General features: G+C 54.6%; 14 protein-coding genes. 9 read left to right on the plus strand and 5 right to left on the minus strand.

The genetic code is table 11. The annotated features are described in order from the left end of the window. Position 1 precedes the first annotated feature (1 nt). The gene (locus B3M32_RS06680; protein ID WP_290744457.1) at positions 2 to 1,027 is read left to right on the plus strand and encodes a TPM domain-containing protein; all 1,026 of its coding nucleotides are present in this window, start codon (positions 2 to 4) and stop codon (positions 1,025 to 1,027) included. On the opposite strand, the gene B3M32_RS06685 is transcribed toward B3M32_RS06680, so the two are convergent. Continuing rightward, complete coding sequence (locus B3M32_RS06685; protein WP_290744458.1) at positions 1,024 to 2,067, minus strand: DUF3300 domain-containing protein; 1,044 nt, start codon at positions 2,065 to 2,067, stop codon at positions 1,024 to 1,026. The two genes, B3M32_RS06680 and B3M32_RS06685, sit on opposite strands and share 4 nt — an antisense overlap. A 227-nt stretch (positions 2,068 to 2,294) precedes the next feature. Here B3M32_RS06685 and B3M32_RS06690 point away from each other — a divergent pair, with 227 nt between their 5' ends. After that, the gene (locus B3M32_RS06690) at positions 2,295 to 4,094 is read left to right on the plus strand and encodes a CotH kinase family protein (protein WP_290744459.1); all 1,800 of its coding nucleotides are present in this window, start codon (positions 2,295 to 2,297) and stop codon (positions 4,092 to 4,094) included. Between the two features lie 117 nt (positions 4,095 to 4,211). Next, positions 4,212 to 6,011: a CotH kinase family protein gene (locus B3M32_RS06695; RefSeq protein WP_290744460.1), complete on the plus strand. Its 1,800-nt coding sequence runs from the start codon at positions 4,212 to 4,214 to the stop codon at positions 6,009 to 6,011. Here the strand turns inward: B3M32_RS06695 and B3M32_RS06700 are convergent, their stop codons facing one another. The 4 genes from B3M32_RS06700 to B3M32_RS06715 all read right to left on the minus strand — a co-directional run bounded on the left by B3M32_RS06700 (position 6,012) and on the right by B3M32_RS06715 (position 12,980). Continuing rightward, positions 6,012 to 9,437: a hypothetical protein gene (locus B3M32_RS06700; protein ID WP_290744461.1), complete on the minus strand. Its 3,426-nt coding sequence runs from the start codon at positions 9,435 to 9,437 to the stop codon at positions 6,012 to 6,014. 11 nt (positions 9,438 to 9,448) lie between these two features. Continuing rightward, positions 9,449 to 10,222, minus strand: a complete 774-nt coding sequence (locus tag B3M32_RS06705) for a T9SS type A sorting domain-containing protein (RefSeq protein ID WP_290744463.1) — start codon at positions 10,220 to 10,222, stop codon at positions 9,449 to 9,451. 216 nt (positions 10,223 to 10,438) lie between these two features. Beyond that, complete coding sequence (locus tag B3M32_RS06710) at positions 10,439 to 12,124, minus strand: glutamine--tRNA ligase/YqeY domain fusion protein (protein WP_290744465.1); 1,686 nt, start codon at positions 12,122 to 12,124, stop codon at positions 10,439 to 10,441. 157 nt (positions 12,125 to 12,281) lie between these two features. Then, positions 12,282 to 12,980, minus strand: coding sequence for a hypothetical protein (locus B3M32_RS06715; RefSeq protein WP_290744467.1), 699 nt, complete (start codon positions 12,978 to 12,980; stop codon positions 12,282 to 12,284). Between the two features lie 188 nt (positions 12,981 to 13,168). On the opposite strand from B3M32_RS06715, the gene aroE reads away from it, so the two are divergent. From aroE to B3M32_RS06745, 6 genes are read left to right on the plus strand one after another with little or no spacing between them, the layout of a single operon-like run. Then, complete coding sequence (gene aroE / locus B3M32_RS06720; protein ID WP_290744469.1) at positions 13,169 to 14,074, plus strand: shikimate dehydrogenase; 906 nt, start codon at positions 13,169 to 13,171, stop codon at positions 14,072 to 14,074. A gap of 1 nt (position 14,075) precedes the next feature. Then, entirely contained in the window at positions 14,076 to 15,698 is a 1,623-nt protein-coding gene (gene aroB / locus B3M32_RS06725) for a 3-dehydroquinate synthase (protein WP_290744471.1), read from the plus strand. Then, positions 15,699 to 16,682: a GDP-mannose 4,6-dehydratase gene (locus tag B3M32_RS06730; protein WP_290744473.1), complete on the plus strand. Its 984-nt coding sequence runs from the start codon at positions 15,699 to 15,701 to the stop codon at positions 16,680 to 16,682. It abuts the gene before it with no gap. Positions 16,683 to 16,739: 57 nt separating this feature from the next. After that, complete coding sequence (locus B3M32_RS06735; protein ID WP_290744475.1) at positions 16,740 to 17,792, plus strand: hypothetical protein; 1,053 nt, start codon at positions 16,740 to 16,742, stop codon at positions 17,790 to 17,792. Continuing rightward, positions 17,792 to 18,571 carry a phosphoribosylformimino-5-aminoimidazole carboxamide ribotide isomerase gene (hisA, locus tag B3M32_RS06740; RefSeq protein WP_290744477.1) on the plus strand — a complete coding sequence of 260 codons (780 nt, stop codon included), beginning with the start codon at positions 17,792 to 17,794 and terminating at the stop codon, positions 18,569 to 18,571. Before B3M32_RS06735 ends, hisA begins: the two co-directional genes overlap by 1 nt. Further along, positions 18,540 to 19,985 carry a glycosyltransferase gene (locus B3M32_RS06745; RefSeq protein WP_290744479.1) on the plus strand — a complete coding sequence of 482 codons (1,446 nt, stop codon included), beginning with the start codon at positions 18,540 to 18,542 and terminating at the stop codon, positions 19,983 to 19,985. Before hisA ends, B3M32_RS06745 begins: the two co-directional genes overlap by 32 nt. Positions 19,986 to 20,039 lie beyond the last annotated feature (54 nt).

The raw sequence follows: 20,039 nt of genomic DNA on the forward strand, positions 1-20,039 counted from the left end.
CATGAAATTTTCCGGGCTCATTTCCTTCGTCATCGCGGTTTCTATCGACGCCTTTGCGTTCCAGTTGCCGGACAAGCCCCCAAACAGCCTTGTCTATGACGAAGACAGGCTGATGAGCGCCCAGCAGATAGACTACTTCAACGAACTCGCCAACGAGCTTTTCCGCAAGACGGGAGTTTCCATTGCCGCGGCACTGGTCGATGACATCGAAAGCGTGAACATCCATACCTACGCTTCCCGCACTGCCGAAAAATGGGAAATCGGCGGGACTTCCGGCAACGCAATACTAATCCTGTCGGCACTGAAACAGCGGAGCAGGGCCGTAGAAATCGGCACAGGGGCAGAACCACTGCTGACGAAAGTACGCGCCGAGCGTCTGCAGCAGGAACTGCTCGTACCCGCATTCCGCAAGGACAAATACGGCGAAGGGATACTCGCCCTCGCCTACGCCATTTCAAACGAAATCGCCCAACAAAAAGGAACATCCCTAGAAATCAAGCCGTTCATCCCCGAAGAAACGCCCATGACCGTTCAAGGCTGGATTTTCATTGTCGTCGTTTTCGGCCTGCTCGTATTCATCGGGCGCAAAGGAAGGCGGTTCGGATTCTTCGACAACATGAAAAAGCTACTGTGCGTAAGCGAGATTGAAAATTCGGATTGGCCAGGAATATTCAGGAACACCCTCGGCGACAACCTCGTCACGGCGTTCCTCTCCGGCAAGTGCCTCATGGAAGGATTCGATGCGCTCGCATCGCCCTGGACCATAAGCTTTATACTCAAGGACAACTCTCCCGAACAGGTTGCCAAGATTCGCGCCTACGAGAAGCGCGCCCGCAGGGAGAACCTCGAGTTCGCCCGCTTCTACAGCCTGGCAGAAATCTCCAGGGCTCTCGAAGGAGTCCAGGCGCACGGCGACACACTGTTCTACGGCGTATACTACCTTGAAACCGGGACGTATCCCGAAAATAACAAACAGGTCACGGAATATTTCCATGACCTGTACCAAGAAAAACCTGCAGAAGCCTAACGGCGGATAATCTTCCCGAAGCCACCCGGATTCGCCACACGGTTCGCAGAACGGCCTTCCGAATTCCTGGAAGATCCGCCCCTGCTCCCGTAAGTCGACGAATTATCGTCGTCCCGGTCGTCCCTGTACACGGGAGTCGACGGACGCGACCCCTGCGGGACCTCCCTTACGACGGGTCTCGTAGTAGCGGCTGTTGCACGCGCCGGAGCGGCATGGACCGGAGCCGCGTGGACCGGAACGGATGGAGCCGGACGGACAACAACCCTTTCTCCACGGGGCGGGTTGTTATGCGGGAAATAGCGCGGTTCGTGGCGCGGAGGCGGAGGCCTGTACCCCCTCGGATGGCGCGGGTAGTGCCTATGCGGGCGCCAATGCGTATTGCGCACATAGATGACTCTCGGCCCCCAGTCAAACCAGCAGTTGCCCCATCCCCACTCGCCATACCAGGAGCCCATCCAGACACCGGTACCATAAGAAATTCTCGTATACCCGTCGGCATACACGTAATAGACTACCCGTGGATTGTAGACAGGGACATACACAATTTCCGTCTTGACCGGGGTAATGACGATATTGCCGGATTTTTCGGCGACAGAGACATTCTCGTTGGAACGGAGGTGTCCGTGATCGTAAGCCGCCTGGCGCATGCGCTGGATTGCCTCCATCACGTCGTCCTTCTGGTTCGTGACGGCATCGCCGAGCTGGTCACACCAGGCTTCGTACTTGTTCATCATCTCGAGCACCGTCGGGAAAGGCAAAAGCGCCTGGACACTCGGATCGTACTTGATGTCCGAATTCGCCATGGCCGCGGCAAGGGATTCGCCCTTCAGGTTCTTGTGCCCTTGCGCCCATGCATTGGCCGCGGGAATCTGCTCCCCATAGGTAGACGCCGTCAGGACATGGACAAGAAGGGGGTCCGGATAAAGCGCAATGTTCGATACCAGCGTATCGAGTTCCGACGGAGTAAAATTCGACTGGGCCATTCCGTATCCCGGAATGAGCATAGTGACTAGAGCCAGCAAAAAGAACAATCGCTTCACAGAAACGCTCCTCCAAAGCACAAGATACAATTTTTTTTCATGGAAGAACGGTTTTGCCCTTCAAAAACGCAAATTCGCCAACAATTCTTACACACTATTGGCGAATTTTGCAAAATTTCGCCGCTTTCTAGTTGTTGTGCATTACAACGAGTAAACAACAATTAACATCTATTAGAGGAAAAAACATGTAAATTTATATTAGGTATTTTGGTTAAGGAGTGAATCACATGCCCTACACATCTAAACAGATCTTCTACGGCATCATTTTCGCCATGGTTTCGCCTCTGTTCGCGCAAACCTACGATCTGCCCATCATTTTCGTCGACACCAAGCAAAAGTGTCTCGACAATAGCCTTCTCGACAAAATCCCGGCAACCATGAGGGTTTTGGACGGACCGACAAATAACGTAGCCGACAGTGCCAAGGGCGCCCTCTACGACATCGGTATCAAGGTGCGCGGACAATCTTCCGCCATGTTCCCCAAGCCCGGCTACAGCGTCGAAATTCGCGACGAAAAGGGCGAAGGCATGGACGTCAGCATGTTCGGCCTCCCGCCTGCTGACGACTGGGTATTCCATGGCCCGTACGTGGACAAGAGTATGCTCCGCAATGCGCTCGCCTACTGGCTCTTTAGGCAGGCGGGCCGCTACGCCCCGCGCACCAAGCACTTCGACCTCTATATCAACGGCGTATACCGCGGCGTGTACGTGATGGTTGAAAAAATCAAGCGCGGCAAGTACCGCGTGAATGTAAGCAAGCTCAAGGAAGACGACATCGCCGGAGACAGCCTGACCGGCGGCTACATCTGGGCGTTCGACAAAACGGGAACCAATACAGGCGGCGCAGGCGACCAAAAAACAGGCGGAATCGAAGCCGAAGGCTTCAACACCTCCGACGGCCTGAATGTCATTCTGCACTATCCCAAGAAAGACAAGATTCAACCCCAGCAGGAAGAATACCTGAAGAAATACCTGAACGATCTTGAAGCGCTATTCAAGAACGGCAAAAACGGGGACGGATATGAAAAATACGTGGATCTCGGTTCTGCCCTTGATTACGTGCTACACCAGGAAGTCACCAACAACGGCGACTCCTACTGGTGCAGTTTCTTCTTGCACAAGCCCAAGAACAAGACCAACAAGGAAGGCGTATACACCGAAGGCAAGGTAACCCTTGGCCCGCCGTGGGACTTCAACCTCGCCATGAGCAATGGCGGCATGATGTTCGGAGGCTCCGGCAACAGCTGGCAGATCGAAAGCAGCAGCAAGGCGCCCCAACAGGGTAATGGCGGCCAATGGGGCGGTGGCGGTTTTGGCTTCGGCATGAGTTCGCTGAAGGCCCCCAACTGGCTCGTTCAGATGTGGAAGAGGAGCGATTACCAGAGCGAGCTCAAGAAGCGCTGGGCGGAACTCCGCAGTGGCGTTTGGCACACTAAGGTCATGGATGCATACCTGGATTCCATGAAGACATACCTGAAGAACGCCGCCGACAGAAACTTCAAGCGCTGGCCGAACCTGGGCCAAAACAGCGGCCAGGGCGATACCGACCCGCAGCCGATGAAATACTGTAACGGCAACGGCAGTTCCGGCATGAAGATGGGCATGGGCGGCAACAACGCCAACACCTGGGACGGCGAAGTGGAACACCTCCGCAAGAAGATGAAAGAAAGAATGCAGTGGATGGACCAGCAGCTCGGATTCAAGGAACCGTCAGCTCCCGTTGTCACCGGTCCTGTAGACACCGAACTCCATTGGCCCCATTGGGAGAAGGACACCGCAAAAGTTGACCCGCCGTTGGCCTTCCAGGACGATTTCAGCAGGCTCTCCCCGGCAAACTTCTTTACCGTGAACGGGAACAATATCGAAATCCAGACAAGCCTGGGCGGCACCTTTGCCCTGATAGACCTGAACGGAACGGTATTGTTCAAGACCCGCATCAAACAGGGCTTCACCACCTTGAAGATGCCGCGCAAGGCCATGAACAAGCACTGGATAGCCACTCTCAACGGAAAAATGCTAAACCGCTAAAAAAAGTTTACGTCCGTATCAGTTGTCGTCGCTTACAACGCTCAATCCATAGTTGAGGTGTCTTTTTAGTGCAGATAATATAGATTACAAGAAAAATGGTTTGGTTAAGGAGTTAACATGTCCAGCAAGACTAAATTTCTGTTTTGTGGCCTTTTTTGGGCCATGACGCTTTCTTCGTATGCACAGACATACGACCTGCCGCTCATCATCGTGAACACGCAGAACGGGAAAACTCTCGAGAAAGGAGCCGACAAGATTCCCGGCACCATGCGCATCCTGGACAAGGGCACGAACAGTGTCGCCGACAGTTCCAAGGGCGAACTCATGAATATCGGCATCAAGATTCGCGGGCAGACCTCCGCCGACTTCCCGAAAAAGGGCTACGGCATCGAACTCAAGGCGCGCGCCTGCACGAACGTCGCCGACACGGCCTGTCACGACACGAGTCTCAAGGTCCTCGGCATGCCGAAGAACGCCGACTGGGTGTTCCATGGTCCTTATGTAGACAAGACGCTCATCCGAAACGCGCTCGCCTACTGGTTCTACCAGCGCACGGGCCGCTACAGTTCACGTTTCAAGTTCTTTGAACTCTACCTGAACGGGCAATACAAGGGCGTGTACCTGCTGCTCGAAAAAATCAAGCGTGCCAAGTCCCGCGTACATATCGCCAAACTCAAGGAAGACGATATCAGCGGCGACGACGTGACCGGCGGCTACGTGCTCAGCATCGACAAGGTGGAAAACAACTCCACGCAGGGCCTCGACAAGGAAGGCTTCAAGAGCAAGGACGGCTCCCCCGTCGTCATGCGTTCCCCGAAAAAGGAAAACACCACCAGGGAACAGCAGCAGTATATCCAGAATTTCTTCAACTCCATCGAGCAGAAGTGCGACAACGGCGACATCAACAGCAGCGGATGCCTGGACATTCTCGATATCGATGCCGCAGTGGATTACATCATGCACGAGGACATCACCAACAATACCGACGCCTACATCTGCAGCTTCTACATGTTCAAGGACAAGGACAGCAAGGGTGGCAAGTTGCAGCTCGGTGCCCCGTGGGACTTCAACCTCGCCTTCGGAGCCTACCAGCGCGTGGGCGGCGAAAAGGCGGATGGTTGGCGTATTCCCCAGAGTGCAAACGACGGCGGCTTCGCGTTCGGCATGAACGAATGGTTTGTCGCCAAGTGGATACAGAACATCTGGAAAGACAACAGCTTCCAGCAGAAGTACAAGGCCCGCTGGGCGGAACTGCGCAGCGGCGTATGGCATACCAAGAACATCGACCACTTCATAGACTCCCTCAAGACAGTCCTCAAGAATGCTGCCGACCGCAATTTCCAGCGCTGGCCAAACCTGGGGCAGTCTAGCGGCACCTGCGACGCCGATCCGATGGAATCCGGAAACAATAACGGCGGGAACAACGGCGGGAACAACGGCTGGAACCAGGGCGGTTGGAACATGGGCGGTTGGAATACGGGTTGCATGGGCATGAAAATGAACTACTACAATGAACCCACGTGGGACGCCGAAATCGAGCACCTCCGTAAGTACGTAAAGCAGAGATTCGCATGGATCGACCAGCAACTGAGTTTCAGCGAGCCGTCTACCCCCATCGCAACCGAAGCGCTCATCATCGACGACTGGAGCTACTACGACGATGACGACAGTGAAAATAATAATCCCTGGCAGGTGAACGCGCACCTGGAAATCACCAAGCTGAATTATTTCACGCTCGAGGGGAACCGGATTACCGTCCAGAGCGAAAAAGGCGGTCTGTTCAGGCTTGTCAGCTTAAACGGAAACACCCTCTTCGAAAAGAGGGTGAATTCCGGAATTCAGACATTTATGCTACCCCGCAAGGCGAAGGACCAGGCCTGGATCGCAACGCTCAACGGGAAGATGCTCAGCCGTTAACTAGTCAACCCAGTAGTAGTTGAACTTGAACTTGTATCCGGCGTGAGGTTCGTCGCCGCAATCGCGGTCGCAACCGTTATCGCCCGGATCGAATTCAATTCCGCTCATGCCGTAATTGAACTTGTGTTCGCTCCAGTTCGACTTGGGCGCATTGCGATTCTTCGCATCTACAGTGACATCCGTAGATCCATTCAGCACCCTGGCCAGATTTTCGTACGGCCAGAATACGTTGTGGCTCGGCTTATCGCCATACCTTGCGGCAACCTTCAGCTGCATCGTAATACCCCCATTGCCGATTTCAAACGAATAGCGCGTATCGTCACCAGACACCTTGTTGTCATCGTGATCCATGTCGGTATCCGTCTTATTTTCATAGACAACCGTGTTGCCAGCGCCCACCGAGCCCGCATCGCGGAAGTAGTAGGTGTATTGATGCAGCGGGGGCACCCCGGTATTGCTTCCTTCATAGAAGATGGCATCCGTTATAAAGTCTTCGCGGCGCGCCTTGCCGTAGTTCCACAAGTATTCCGAACCGCGGCCCGTCAACTGGAACTCGAACTTGATACGGCCCACGCTCTTGGTTTGCACATTGGAACCCGGAGAGAACACATACTTGTTCCCCGACTTGGCATAGGCATAGACGCGGTAAGTATAGTAGGGAGAACCGCCACCCACCTTGTCTGTGTAGGAATCGTCGTTAGGACCCAGCACCTTAACCATGGTAATGCCGTTATCCAGAGAATAGTCGTCCTGGGGCTTGGTCGTCGTAGGCTTCATGACATACGAGGCCAAATCCGCATTGTCCACGCCCTTGTTTCCCTTGGCACGGAGAACCACGTAACCGAGGATCCTCTTGTCCGTTTTCTTGGGACTCCAGCTCAACATCAGGGCATTCCTGTCGCTATTTCGTCCGAGCGACATATCGGTCGGAGCAGTAATGGCGGAGCGGAGAGCCAGATGGTACGCCGTAGAATCTCCAGATTCCGAAGTCACGACGAACCTGATAGTATCGGCATCTGCAGGAGACAGATTTTCGACGGAAATCTTGAACATCTTGGCCTCGATACCATGACCGGATTCCTTGGCACCTTCGACCGTCACCGAGATTCTCGTATTGCCACGGAAAGCCTTCACACCGCCGTCGACATTGACAGGGGCCACCGTCGTAATCGTGACCTCGGCCGTTGCGCCCCTGATTGTATCCGTCACGAAGAGAGTATCCCCACAGACCATATCGTCCGTCATGCAGTTCCTGCTCACGGCAACGTTCTTCATTTCGGCAACATCATTGACAACGACATTGGCCAGGGCAGAATTGTCAGAAGCCACACGAACGTTCGGATTAGAATCCTCGTAGTCATCGATGCCATCACCATCCGTATCCTTCTGTGCCGGATTCGTGAAGAACGGCCCAATAAGTGCGGAATCTATAGGCACCTGGACAGTGTCGTAACCTGCAACATCTTCAGGATGAATTTCCTTTATCTTTACTATGCCCGCCGTATTATAGCAGTAATTTTCATAAGTCGTTACAAGTTCGGCACAGGCGACAGGAATATTGTACTTGCCATCCTTATCGGGAGCAAAACAGAAAGAACGGGTCGAGTCATATTTCAAGTGCATAAAGTTGTCATTTCTGCAATTGCGATTAACCGCCGTCGGAACAGCAAGGGGCACATAGGTATAAACCATCTTGGTCCATCCGTTGATTTCGTCGAAATCCGAGATAGAATCGCCATCCGTATCCGCCTTGTTGTCGCTTATGCCAAGCATCTTTTCCATGCTGGCAGGCACGTGGTCATGATCGCGGTCCTCGTTATAGATGAACTGGACACGGTCCCCGGCGGCAACGGTCACGGAATCCAAATTGAAACTGCCTATCTGCACAGAGTACAATTTCGCGACATTCGGATTCGCGGCCTTCGATACAGACACAAACCAGCACGCCGTATCCCCGTCCGCCGCGGCAAAGGACAAGTCGCCAACGCTCTTGAGGCCATAGCGGACTTCATTGTCCACTTCTATGGAATCCTGCTCGAAGGGCATTCTCAGCACCCTGAGCATATCCGAAAGCGAGACCGGCTTGTAATAATCGTCCATGCCCCTGTACGACCTGTTATGGCGGAAATTGGTTGCAACGAGGTATTCGTTGACCTGGTCTTCATGGTTGGAATAGTAAACACCCTTATCTATAGTAATCCGCGCTGTGCTAGCCGAAGCCCTCGTATAAGCCCCGGTAAAGTCCGTATCTTTCCCATCTTCTTTGGCGGTAATCTTGTAGGCACTCGCCGAAAGGAAGATGGCTCCCGGGTTGTAAATGAGGCTGCTCAAGGCATCCAGCGACACGCCGCTCTTCCAGAACTTCAATTCCCTGGATTCCCCCGGAGCGAGGGTGATTTGCGTCCAGTTGTTTTCCCCGGCTCCATCGCCCACGGCAAGCTCGGCAATGATCTTTATATCACCAGAAGGCGTATAGGTACTGGCATTGAGGACCAGGTTGTCTATGCTATAGGCAACCTTTCCCGTATTGGTCACCCTCGCCTGCATGCTGATGGAACCGCCCGAAATGGTTTCGCCCTGGGTCATCGCTTCCGCAACGGCCTTGGTATAGTTACTGGTAATGGTCTTGGATTGGCTTTCGGTCAAAGTATGACCTTCACTCTGCGTAAAGCTTCCATGATAGCCCACATTTACTAAGAACGTAGGATCATCCTTTTGAATACCAGCCGTAACTCCGACATTCCAGCCGTTCATCAAGGAGGCACTACGCGTTTCCGCATTGCTGACACTTTCGGCTGTCTGCAACGTCTCTCCTTCGGAAATGGTCGTCGATTTGGAAGAGCCCGTACTTGTCGTACGCTGCAGCGCGATACTCGGGGTCATCGTCATCGTGACTTCCAGCTTGGGCAAATCCGCCACATGGGGGTTCCATACAGCCGGATTATTGGGATTGAACACCTTCATTTCGGCGCCATCGTCGGTTCCGTCACCATCCGTATCCTCCGAAAGCGGATTCGTACCGATCTTGAACATTTCGTCAACATCGGAAATTCCGTCTTTATCGGTATCCTTGTTGTTGTCCATTTCAATGAAATCAATATATTCCACGTCCCTCAAGTAGAAAGAGTAGTCCATCGGCCTGGCACCGGCGTCCACGTCAATCGACATTTTTTCGGCATCGAAATAGTTCGTCCTGAAGGATATTTCGGTCTTACGCAGGGGAATCCTGTCAAATCCCTTGAGGCCGAAGCCTTCAATAAAGAGGGAATCGCTTGTTCCGCGCCTATCCTTGGGGAAAGTAACCGAATCAAGTCCCAGAAGCCCTGCACTGTAGGTGGAATCCTTCTTGAAGATAAAGTAGGCCTGGCCGGCAAAGGCGGTAAGCGAGGTCGCCAGCACGGCAGATGTAATTACGCGATAATTCATGGTTTACCTCCCTACTTTCCCGTAACGGAAATCTTCTGCTGAAGTTTGGTGTTTCCTATTTCAAACCGGATTACAAAGGTTCCCTTGGGCAAATTCAGGTATTCCAGGGAAAGGGATGTCGAACCCCTGGAGACGTACATACTGCCGCCACCCACATTCACGCCCTGGGCATCGAAGAGGGAGAACTTCGCGTTCCCGGCCTGCCTCGAGAAAACCGACAGCGTCTGCTTCTTGGGGCTCCACATAATTCTCGTACCGGCGTAATCAATCATCGGGATTCCGTCAGTCGTTTCCGAGGAGCTGGACTGCTTCACAGAGGAACTGGAAGACTTGTCCGAAGACTTGCTGTCGGAGGACTTCGCGGAACTCGAAGACTTGTCATCGGCTTGCTTGCTGTCCGAGGACTTGCTATCCGAAGATTCGCTGTCGGAAGACTTTACCTCAGGATCGAACTTATCCGAGGAACTCGACTCCGTTGCAGAGGAGCTCATCGAACGGGCTTCCGGCGTCCTGTCGGGCACATCGGGCAGCTCGGGATCCTCAACCGGCGGCTTCTCGTCTATATCGGAGCTGTCGTTGGGATTTGCCGCGAAAGTGAGGTTCTTGACGGATTCCATCAGGAACTCCTCCGTCGAGCCATCCTTCATGGTGACGCGCATAAGCCTGGAATAGGAGCCGTGCTTGTCGCGCGACAGCTTTTTCGCATCGTTAGTTTGAACAGCCGCCATGGCCGAGCAGACGCAGGCGAAAGCCACCATTGTCGATATTTTCGTTAGCATTTTCATTTTGAATAGCCTCTTAATTAGGGGATAGCACATGCTATCTTTTCCGATCCAAATATATTTACGCCAATTAATAAATTCAAATACATAATTTCTTTGATTTTAATCAAATTTTTCTATCAATCAAGAAATTCCGCATAGACGCACAAAAAAAACGCCCCGAAATCATCGGAGCGCATTTTTCATCAAACGCAGTATTGCGATGCGTTATAATTCGAATTACTTGTTCACCTGTTTTGCAAAACTGTCCTTAAGATCGACAGTTCTGTTAAAGACAAGGTGGCCCGGCTTGGAGTCTTCGCTGTCAAGGCAGAAGTAACCCTGGCGCATGAACTGGAAGCGGTCCTCGAGTTTAGCGTTTGCGAGGCTCGGTTCGAGCTTCGCCTGCTTGATGACCATGGATTCCGGGTTCAGGTAATCGTGCCAGTCTTCGCCCTCGGGAACCGCAGCCGGATCTTCGAGCGTGAACAGGTTGTTAATCAGGCGCACTTCGGCATCCACGGCGTGAGCGGCAGAAACCCAGTGGATGGTGCCCTTGACCTTGCGGCCATCGGGAGTCTCGCCGCCCTGGCTCTGCGGGTCGTATTCGCAGTGAATCACCGTCACCTTGCCGTTCGCATCCTTCTCAACGCTCTTGCAGGTCACGAAGTAGGCGCCCTTCAGGCGGACTTCTCCATCCGGCTTCAAGCGGAAGTACTTCTTGGGCGGTTCTTCCATGAAGTCATCAGCCTCGATGTAGAGTTCCTTGCCGAACGGGACTTCGCGGGTACCGGCGGCGGGATCGTTCGGGTTGTTTTCAACCTTGATCATTTCGACCTTGCCGTCTTCCCAGTTGTCGATTACGAGCTTCACCGGGTCGATTACGGCCATCACGCGGTTCGCCGTCTTGTTCAGCTCTTCGCGGATGCAGAAGTACAACAGGTTCACGTCGACCATGGAGTCGGCCTTGGAAACGCCGATGCGGTCACAGAACTCGCGGATGGAACTCGGCGTGAAACCACGGCGACGGTAACCGCAGACTGTGGGCATACGCGGGTCGTTCCAGCCCATCACGGCCTTCGTCTCCACCAGTTCAAGGAGCTTGCGCTTGCTCATCATGGTGTAGGTCAGGTTCAGGCGTGCAAATTCAATCTGCTGCGGGCGGTTGTCGAGGCCGAGCTCGATCAGGAACCAGTCGTACAGCGGGCGGTGCGCCTCGAATTCCAGCGTACAGATGGAGTGCGTGATGCCCTCGATCCAGTCGCTGAGCGGGTGTGCAAAGTCGTACATCGGATAGATGCACCACTTGTCGCCGGTGCGGTGGTGCGTGCAATGCTTGATGCGGTAGATGACCGGGTCACGCATGTTCATGTTCGGGCTAGCGAGGTCCACCTTGGCACGGAGGCACTTCTCGCCGTCGGCGTACTTGCCGTCGCGCATCTCGCGGAAGAGCTTCATGTTTTCTTCCACACTGCGGTCGCGGTAGGGGCTCGGGCGGCTCGGCTTGCCGGCATCGTTGCCGCGGTATTCCTGCATCTCGTCGCGAGTCAGGTCTTCCACGTAGGCCTTGCCCATTTCGATAAGCTTTTCGGCGAAGGCGTAAATCTGGTCGTAGTAGTCGCTGGCGAAGTATTCGCCGCCCTTCCATTCAAAACCGAGCCACTTCACGTCTTCGCGGATGGAATCCACGTATTCCACGTCTTCCTTAGTGGGGTTCGTATCGTCAAAGCGCAAGTTCGTGATGCCGCCAAAATCCTTGTACTTGTTTGCCGTGCCGAAGTTCAGGCAGATGGACTTCGCGTGTCCGATGTGGATGTAGCCGTTCGGTTCCGGCGGGAAGCGGGTATGCACGTTGGTGCGCTTGCCCGTCTTGAGGTCGTTAACGATGATGTCCTGCACAAAATTCGAAGATTCGGGGATTTCCATTGTGGTATCCTTTTAAAAATTACGGGGAAAAATTTAGAAAAAAAACGCAATACAAAAAGGCACTCCCGCGGTCGGGAATGCCTTGAACAAACTGCTTTTTGAGAAACGGCTTATTTCGGCATCTGGGCGCCGCAGCCTTCCATCGGGTACTTGTTCACTACTGGCGGCGCCGTTCCTCGCGAATCTCTTCCATGCGGTTCTTGTACTTCGTGTTGACCGCCTTGAGCCTCTCGCCCGAAACGGCTTTCCTGAACGACGGGTCCATCACTTCGTAAACGGATTCGCGCACGCCCTGAACAAAGAACTTGCCCTCGAAATCCTCACCGAAACTCTTCCTCATTCCATCAAAGAGAACATCGATCATCACGCCCTGCGTGTAGGAATACTTGACAATCATGGATGTGGTATCCGTGATGACAACCTTCTGGCCCGTGATCGGCCCCGCAAGGGCAATCTCCGAAGCCTTTTCCCCTGCTCCCTTACGTTCTGTAGCCACCTTCTCGTAATGCTCGTTGATATCCTTCTGCTCTTTCTCCGAAAGCTGGAGTTTCCAGGTCGAGTCCTTCAGGGCCCTCTCGTTATCGACAATCCCCTGAATCATTGCATCGAGTTCGACCATCGCGCCAACCCGCTGGGGCGTATTCATGTACGACGGCAGCCCGTAGACCGAGCCCAGGATGTAAGCAAATACTTGCGCATCCGTCATCGCACTTGCGGCATCGTTCTGGAGCTGGGCTGCCGCTTGCTGGGCCTTGACCTGTTCCGGGGCGGCCTTTTCTGCGACCTTCTGCGGCTCATCCGATTCACAGGCAAGCAGAGTAAACGCGCAAATACATAAGGCAACAAAATTTTTCATAATCGCTCCTCCCGAAAATATATGAAATAATACGGATTTTTTACTTGCGCGCACCAATTCACGCACATATATTTATTCAAGGATATATTAGACAGGCTCGAAGAGAATTTTGAACCGCCGAAGTTTTATATCTTTTTTAGTGGATATTTTAGAGTTCAGCCCCAGGTGGGCGGACAAACGAGGAAAAATTGAACCGTATCGACGGAAAAACAGAGACACTCTGTATCTTTGGGCATCCCGTGGCGCACAGCAAGTCGCCCGCCATGCACAACGCCCTATTTGAAGCGCTAGGAATCAACGCCCGCTATCTACCCTTCGCCCCCGAACCGGAAAACTTCGACAATGCCGTACGCGGTTTCCGTTCCATGAACTTCCGCGGGGCAAACGTAACCATCCCGTACAAGACCGAATTCATGGAAGGCGACGGGACTCCCCGCCTGCTTGACGAGCTCAGCGACATCAGCAAGTTCACCGGCAGCGTCAACACGCTCTACTGGAAAGACGGCGTAGTCGGCGGCTCGCTCTGCGGCACCACGACCGACCCCTACGGATGCATCCGCAACCTGGAAGAACACGGCGTGTCCGTAAGCGGCAAGAAGATCGCCCTGCTCGGGAACGGCGGTGCGGCCAAGGCAATCTCCTTTACGCTCGTGGAACAGGGGAACGCGCTTACCATCGTCTGCAGGACTGCAGAAAAGGGCCTGGCTCTCGCAGATAGCCTGAACGACCACTTCGCGAAAACGCAGAAGGCCGACAAGGTCCAGGTCACGACCTTCGAACAGTTCCCCGACATTTCCGCCGATTTCGACATCATCATCAACGCAACCTCCGTCGGCATGACTCCACATACGGACGAAAGCCCCATAGGCGGAAACTGCCTGCACCAGGACCAGGCCGTATGCGACATCGTCTACACGCCGCCCATGACAAAGCTCCTACAGATGGCCAAGGCCAAGGGCTGCAAGATTGTCACGGGCGAAGGCATGCTCGTCCACCAGGGGCTCGAAAGTTTCAAGAAATGGTTCCCGGCCGAAACCTCCGGACGAACAAACGAAGAATTGACTGCGATCATGCGCAAAGGAATGCAGGGCTAATATGAAGCAACATATCTTTTTTACCGGATTCATGGCAAGCGGCAAGAGCCGCACCGGCAGAGCCCTGGCCGAACGTCTAGGATACCCGTTCATCGATACAGACGCAGAAATCGTCAACCGCGCAGGCAAGAGCATTACCGACATCTTTGCACAGGACGGTGAAGCCGTTTTCCGCCAGATGGAACACGACGTCATCGAAGAAATCACAAAGAACGAAACCCCGCAGGTCATCTCGCTGGGCGGCGGTGCGCTGAACCAGCCGGAAAACCTCAAGATTATCCGCAATTCCGGGACAATCGTCCGCCTTTGGGCAAAGCCCGAAATCCTTTCGGAACGCATCGGCCGCAAAAACACCCGCCCGCTCCTGGCAAACCTTTCGGACGAAGAGCGCCTCGCCAAGATAAAGACGATGCTCAAGGAACGCGAACCAATCTATGCGCAGGCTGATTTCAGCATCGAGAGCACCAACGACGCCAATGAATCCCATGTCATAGAAAGGCTATTGCACCTGCTGAAATTCTGGAAAAGCCATGCACTCGACGTGCTGCCGAGCAGCGGCGGAAGGTACCCGATTTTCATCGGCAAGAATATCATTCCCGAAACATCCTGTCTGCTGGAAGGGCTCTGTCTTTCGCCGAAATACGATTTTCTCGTCTGCACCGATACAACCATCGCAAAGGTACAGAACGAGGCGCTCCACCAGCTCCGCGGTCAGGCAGGTCGTTGTCCGATTTTCAAGTTCCAGGCCGGTGAACGCAACAAGACGCTCCACAACCTAAACCAGCTTTTCAGTTTCATGCTTCACCGCGGATACACGCGCAAGAGCTGCCTGTTGCAGTTCAGCGGCGGCGTCGTGGGCGACATGGCAGGCTTCGGTGCGGCCACCTACCAGCGCGGAATCCCGTTCATCCAGTTCCCGACCACCCTCCTTTCCATGGTCGACAGCTCCGTGGGCGGCAAGGTCGCCGTGAACCATCCCGAAGGCAAGAATATGATCGGCGCATTCTACCAGCCCCAGGCGGTAGTCTGCGACCTGAGCGTACTCAAGACGCTCCCGTGGAACGAATATCTTGCCGGCCTTGCCGAAGTCGTCAAGTACGGAGTCATCTACGACGAGGAATTCTTCAGCTACATAGAACAGCACGTAGAAGATATCAAGCAGAAGAAAAACGACATACTCCGCCACCTGATTTTCCGCAGCTGCCAAATCAAGGCCGAAGTCGTGAGCATCGACGAGAAGGAATCCGGACTCCGCGCCATCCTCAACTACGGGCACACCTTCGGACACGCCATCGAGAAGCTCACCAACTACGAGATGTTCAGCCATGGCATCGCCGTATCGCTCGGCATGCGTGTCGCGGCTAGGGTGGCCGTATCGCTCGGCATGCTGGACGAATCTGCAGAAAAGCGCCAGAACGCCCTTCTGGACGCACTGGGTTTCCCGAAGAGTTTCAATGTCAACACGGAAGCCGCATGGAACGCCATGGCCATCGACAAGAAGGCGGAAAAAGGTTCCCGTGTCTATATTTTACCTACGAAGATTGGCGAAGTACAGAAAGTTGTGAATGTCGATAAGGACATCATTGCCAAGTCCTGGAGCGCCATCCAGGCAAAAGAGGCGTAAATGAGCGTATTGGTTACAGGCGGTACAGGAGCACTCGGTTTTCATCTCCTGGCAAATCTCCGGGGAACGAATCACGAGCTTTTCAGTTTCAGCGACGAACAGCCGCAGCCCTGGCAAAAGAACGAAGGTGTCGAATACCTCAACGGGAACCTGTTGAACTTCAAGGATGTCTATGAAATGCTCCAGAAAGTCCAGCCTTCGCAAATCTACCATCTGGCAAGCCAGTCTTCTGTCGGCCTGAGCTACAAGAAGCCCTACGAGACATTGAACATCAACCTGCTCGGCACCCAGACGATACTGGAAGCGGCCAGGCAGGTCTGCCCGAAGGCAAAGATCCTGCTTTTGAGCAGTAGCGAAATTTACGGACGCACCGACCAGAAATTAACTTATCTGCACAAAGAGACGGACTTGCCGAACCCGCTGACGCCCTATGCGACGTCAAAGGCCTGCATGGAGCTGCTCGGCAACCAGTTCCGGAATGCACACGGCCTCCACATCGTCTTTGCACGTCCGTTCCACTTTACCGGCCCGCATCACAGCCGCCGTTTCGTGATTCCCTCCATCACGCATCAGCTCGTAAAAATCAAGTACTACGGAGCCGAACCGGTCATCTATTCCGGCAGCCTCGACGTGAGCCGCGATGTCGTAGATGTACGCGATGTCGCCCGCGGCATGATACAGATCTTGAATACGGCGCCGTCCGGAGAAGTATACAACATCTGTTGCGGCAAGTCGTACACCTTCCGCGAGCTCGTCGAAATGCTCGTCGATATCGCCGGCATGAGCGTCGATTTCCGTTTCGACCCGGCATACGAACGCAGCAACGACATTCCCCTGCTGATTGGCGACCCGACAAAGATTACGGGCATCGGCTGGAAGCCCATGATTACCATCGAGGACTGCCTTACGGACCTCTTCAACGAAATGGTCGTTCGCCGCCGCACCGAGCTGATGAACGGCATGGGTAAAGATTTGCGACTATAGGACAATTTCAGCGATAAGATACAGCCCGCTAGCGGGCTGTTTTTTTATCTTTTAGATATGATGTTGAGGGATAGGATATCGGTAATCGTCGCAATCGCAATCGGCATGCTCGTCGGCTCAGCCTTCGCTGTCGACGTCGTTCCCCCGAAGGGTGCCGAAAGGGCCCTTACTACAAGCGATTTCATGCCGCACGCGAACACCACCAAGGAATTCAACGAAACCTGGAGCTACCAGTTCGTATTCGACAACGGCACCCGCGCCTTCATCAACTTCTCGACGCTCTACATCCCCGGTTCCGGCAAAAAGCTCGGTTGCGATCTCGGATTCTGGAACTTCAAGGGAAAGACGCATACCATAGGCCGCCAGTACCCGCCCGAACGCATGGAAACGGACAAGGCGAAATCTACGATTGTCATCAAGAGCGGTGAATATATCCTGGGCAACAAGCCGGGCAAGGGACACCGCGTACTGTTCAGCACCGAGAAAGACGGCAAGTTCTTTCTGGACGTCACCTTCGAAAGCGCCGTGCAGGGCAGGGTCCCTGGAGACGGCGTCTGGACCATCGGCAAGCAGAAGTTCGGCCAGTACGTCCACATTCCCTACGGCCGCGTCTCGGGCAGGATTGCCTACAACGAAGACACTATCGCAGTGAAGGGCTACGCCTACATGGACCAGACCTGGCAAACGGCCCAGGCGACCGAAACGGCGAGCCGCACCGTCAACTTCAGCACGAATGCGAGGGAACCCCTGTACGCGGGCAGAGTCTCGCTCACCGAAGACGGCAAGCCGTTCGGCTACGCTATCTACAACAACGCAGGAGCCACCAAGGTCGCCTTGCCCACGCAGGTCAAGGACGGCGATTCCGGCTACAGCGGCAAGACATTCCCCAAGGGCTCGCTCAGTTTTGAATTCAACGGCGGAATCCCCGCCCTGAGTTTCGCCGCGAACAAGCCCCTGCAAAAGGCCTCCCTGCTCGACAAGGTGGACGGCTGGTTCGCAAAGAAGGCCATGAAGATTGCTGCCGGCGGCGAAGTTCTATTCTACCGCGGCCGCAGCGACGGCAACAACGGCAAAAAGATTGACTGGGCCATCACGGGAGTCAAGGACTGATGACCAAGTTCCGCCCCTGCATAGACCTGCACGACGGTCGCGTAAAGCAAATCGTAGGGAGTTCGCTCTCCGATAGCGGCACGGGCCTCAAGACGAATTTCGAGACGGACCGCTCCCCCGCCTGGTTCGCGGAACTCTACAAGAAAGACGGAATCCGCGGCGGGCACGTGATCATGCTCGGCAAGGGCAACGTAGACGCGGCGAAGGCAGCGCTCGCGGCATACCCCGGCGGACTCCAGGTAGGCGGCGGCATTACCGCGGACAACGCCCTCGAATACCTGAATGCAGGTGCAAGCCACGTGATTGTAACGAGCTGGATTTTCCCGGACGGCAAGCTGGACCGCGAAAGGCTTGAACGGCTTTCGATGACCGTAGGCCGCAACCGGCTGGTGCTCGACCTGAGCTGCAAGCGCGTAAGCGACCCCGAAGATACGAATCCGCGCTGGAAAATCGCCATCAACCGCTGGCAGACCCTCATCGACATCGAGATTACCGCCGAGACGCTCGAGGACCTCTCGCGATACTGCGACGAGTTCCTGATCCACGCCGCCGACGTGGAAGGCAAGCAGCAGGGCATGGACGACGAGCTCATCATGTTCCTCGCTGAGTACAGCCCCATCCCCTGCACTTACGCTGGCGGCGCCAAGTCGCTCAAGGACCTCGAACACTGCAAGAAAATTTCTAACGGAAAGATAGACCTCACCATCGGATCGGCACTCGACCTTTTCGGTGGCAAAGGAGTGAAGTATGAAGACTGCGTCAGGTTCAACAAAGCTTAAGGCTACCGACGCACTGGACACGCGCCCCGCCATATTCGGGCGCAAGGTCACGAGCACCTTCAAGAAGATGTCCAGTTTCAAGCACCAGCCCCCGGGAAACTTGCGCACGGGCATGATTCCGCCTATCGTTTTCGGTTCGCTGATCGCGAACCTGCCCAAGCTCCTGAAGCTCCGCAGCTACCTGAAGAAGGAACGCCGCAAGCACCCCGCCGACGACGTGCGCATCCTCTTCTATTCCGACAACCTGGACGAGACCAACGGCATCGCGAACAACCTGAGGAACGTGATCCCGTACATGCGCGCCCACGGCATGAAGGCATTCCTCGCCGGCAACGCGTTCAACACGCGCCCCTGCGGCGTAGTGGAGAACAGCTACTGCATCCTGCTTCCACGGCTATTCAGCATGGAACAGCTCGGATACGCGAACAGCGAACTGGCCATTCCGCGCGTGGGCCCGGTCCTCAGGCTGCTCAAGCGCTACCCCGTCGACCTCATCGAATTCGAGACGCCGAGCCCCGGCGCCTGGCTCGTGTGCTTTTGCGCGAAGGTCGCAGGCATCAAGGTCTTTAGCCATTACCGCACCGACGTGCCCACCTACACGCGCACGCTCGTGAAGGCGAAGTGGATGTACCACTTTGTGCTATGGCTCATGAAAATATTCTACGGCATGACGAAGCCCGTGGTGAGCCCCTGCAAGGACTATGCGGACATCCTCACCTCGCAACTGAAGATTCCCGAAAGCAAGGTGAAAATCTTGCCCCGCGGACTCCCGCTCGAAAAGTTCTCGCCCGACCTGCGCGGCAAGGGCGTATGGGAAAAGTACAACGGCGCCGAAGCGATACAGACTGGTGCCGCGCGCAAGGTACGTTTCTCGTTCATCGGCCGCATTTCCAAGGAAAAGAACCTAGAATTCCTGAACGGCGTCTGGAAAAAGTTCGCCGCCAGGCACGACGACGTGGAACTCATGTACGTGGGTTACGGCTGGTACCTCGAAGAAATCAAGAAGTTCTACGAAGGCGACAACAGCGTCCATTTTGCAGGCGAACAGGGCGGCGAAACCCTCGCGAGCCTCTATGCCGATTCCGACTTCTTCCTATTCCCGAGCGTCACAGACACCTTCGGGAACGTAGTCGTAGAAGCCATGTCCACCGGCACGCCCGCGCTCGTGAGCGATTACGGCGGACCGCACGACATCGTGATGGATAACGCCGCAGGGCGCATCCTCCCCATTGACGAAGACGCCTGGCTCAACGCAATGGAAGAATGCCGCAAGCTGTTCCTCGAAGAGCCCGAAACCTACGCGAAGATGCGCGAGACTGCACATGAACGTACCCAAAAGTACACCATGCAGAACTCCACCAAGGCGCAGTTCGAATACTTCCGGGAACTCAAGCGCGACGCATACGGGATGTAAAAAGCCTTTTTCCCGCTTTTTTCGCTAAAATAAGCGTTTTTTAACTTGGAATAA

Origin of the sequence: Fibrobacter sp. UBA4309, assembly GCF_002395745.1 — a bacterium.
GTDB lineage: Bacteria > Fibrobacterota > Fibrobacteria > Fibrobacterales > Fibrobacteraceae > Fibrobacter.

Coding starts and splice junctions, on each gene's coding strand:
- B3M32_RS06680 (WP_290744457.1), top strand. CDS start 2: ATGAAATTTTCCGGGCTCATTTCCTTCGTCATCGCGGTTTCTATCGAC.
- B3M32_RS06690 (WP_290744459.1), top strand. CDS start 2,295: ATGCCCTACACATCTAAACAGATCTTCTACGGCATCATTTTCGCCATG.
- B3M32_RS06695 (WP_290744460.1), top strand. CDS start 4,212: ATGTCCAGCAAGACTAAATTTCTGTTTTGTGGCCTTTTTTGGGCCATG.
- B3M32_RS06700 (WP_290744461.1), bottom strand. CDS start 9,437: ATGAATTATCGCGTAATTACATCTGCCGTGCTGGCGACCTCGCTTACC.
- B3M32_RS06705 (WP_290744463.1), bottom strand. CDS start 10,222: ATGAAAATGCTAACGAAAATATCGACAATGGTGGCTTTCGCCTGCGTC.
- B3M32_RS06710 (WP_290744465.1), bottom strand. CDS start 12,124: ATGGAAATCCCCGAATCTTCGAATTTTGTGCAGGACATCATCGTTAAC.
- B3M32_RS06715 (WP_290744467.1), bottom strand. CDS start 12,980: ATGAAAAATTTTGTTGCCTTATGTATTTGCGCGTTTACTCTGCTTGCC.
- aroB (WP_290744471.1), top strand. CDS start 14,076: ATGAAGCAACATATCTTTTTTACCGGATTCATGGCAAGCGGCAAGAGC.
- B3M32_RS06730 (WP_290744473.1), top strand. CDS start 15,699: ATGAGCGTATTGGTTACAGGCGGTACAGGAGCACTCGGTTTTCATCTC.
- B3M32_RS06735 (WP_290744475.1), top strand. CDS start 16,740: ATGATGTTGAGGGATAGGATATCGGTAATCGTCGCAATCGCAATCGGC.
- hisA (WP_290744477.1), top strand. CDS start 17,792: ATGACCAAGTTCCGCCCCTGCATAGACCTGCACGACGGTCGCGTAAAG.
- B3M32_RS06745 (WP_290744479.1), top strand. CDS start 18,540: ATGAAGACTGCGTCAGGTTCAACAAAGCTTAAGGCTACCGACGCACTG.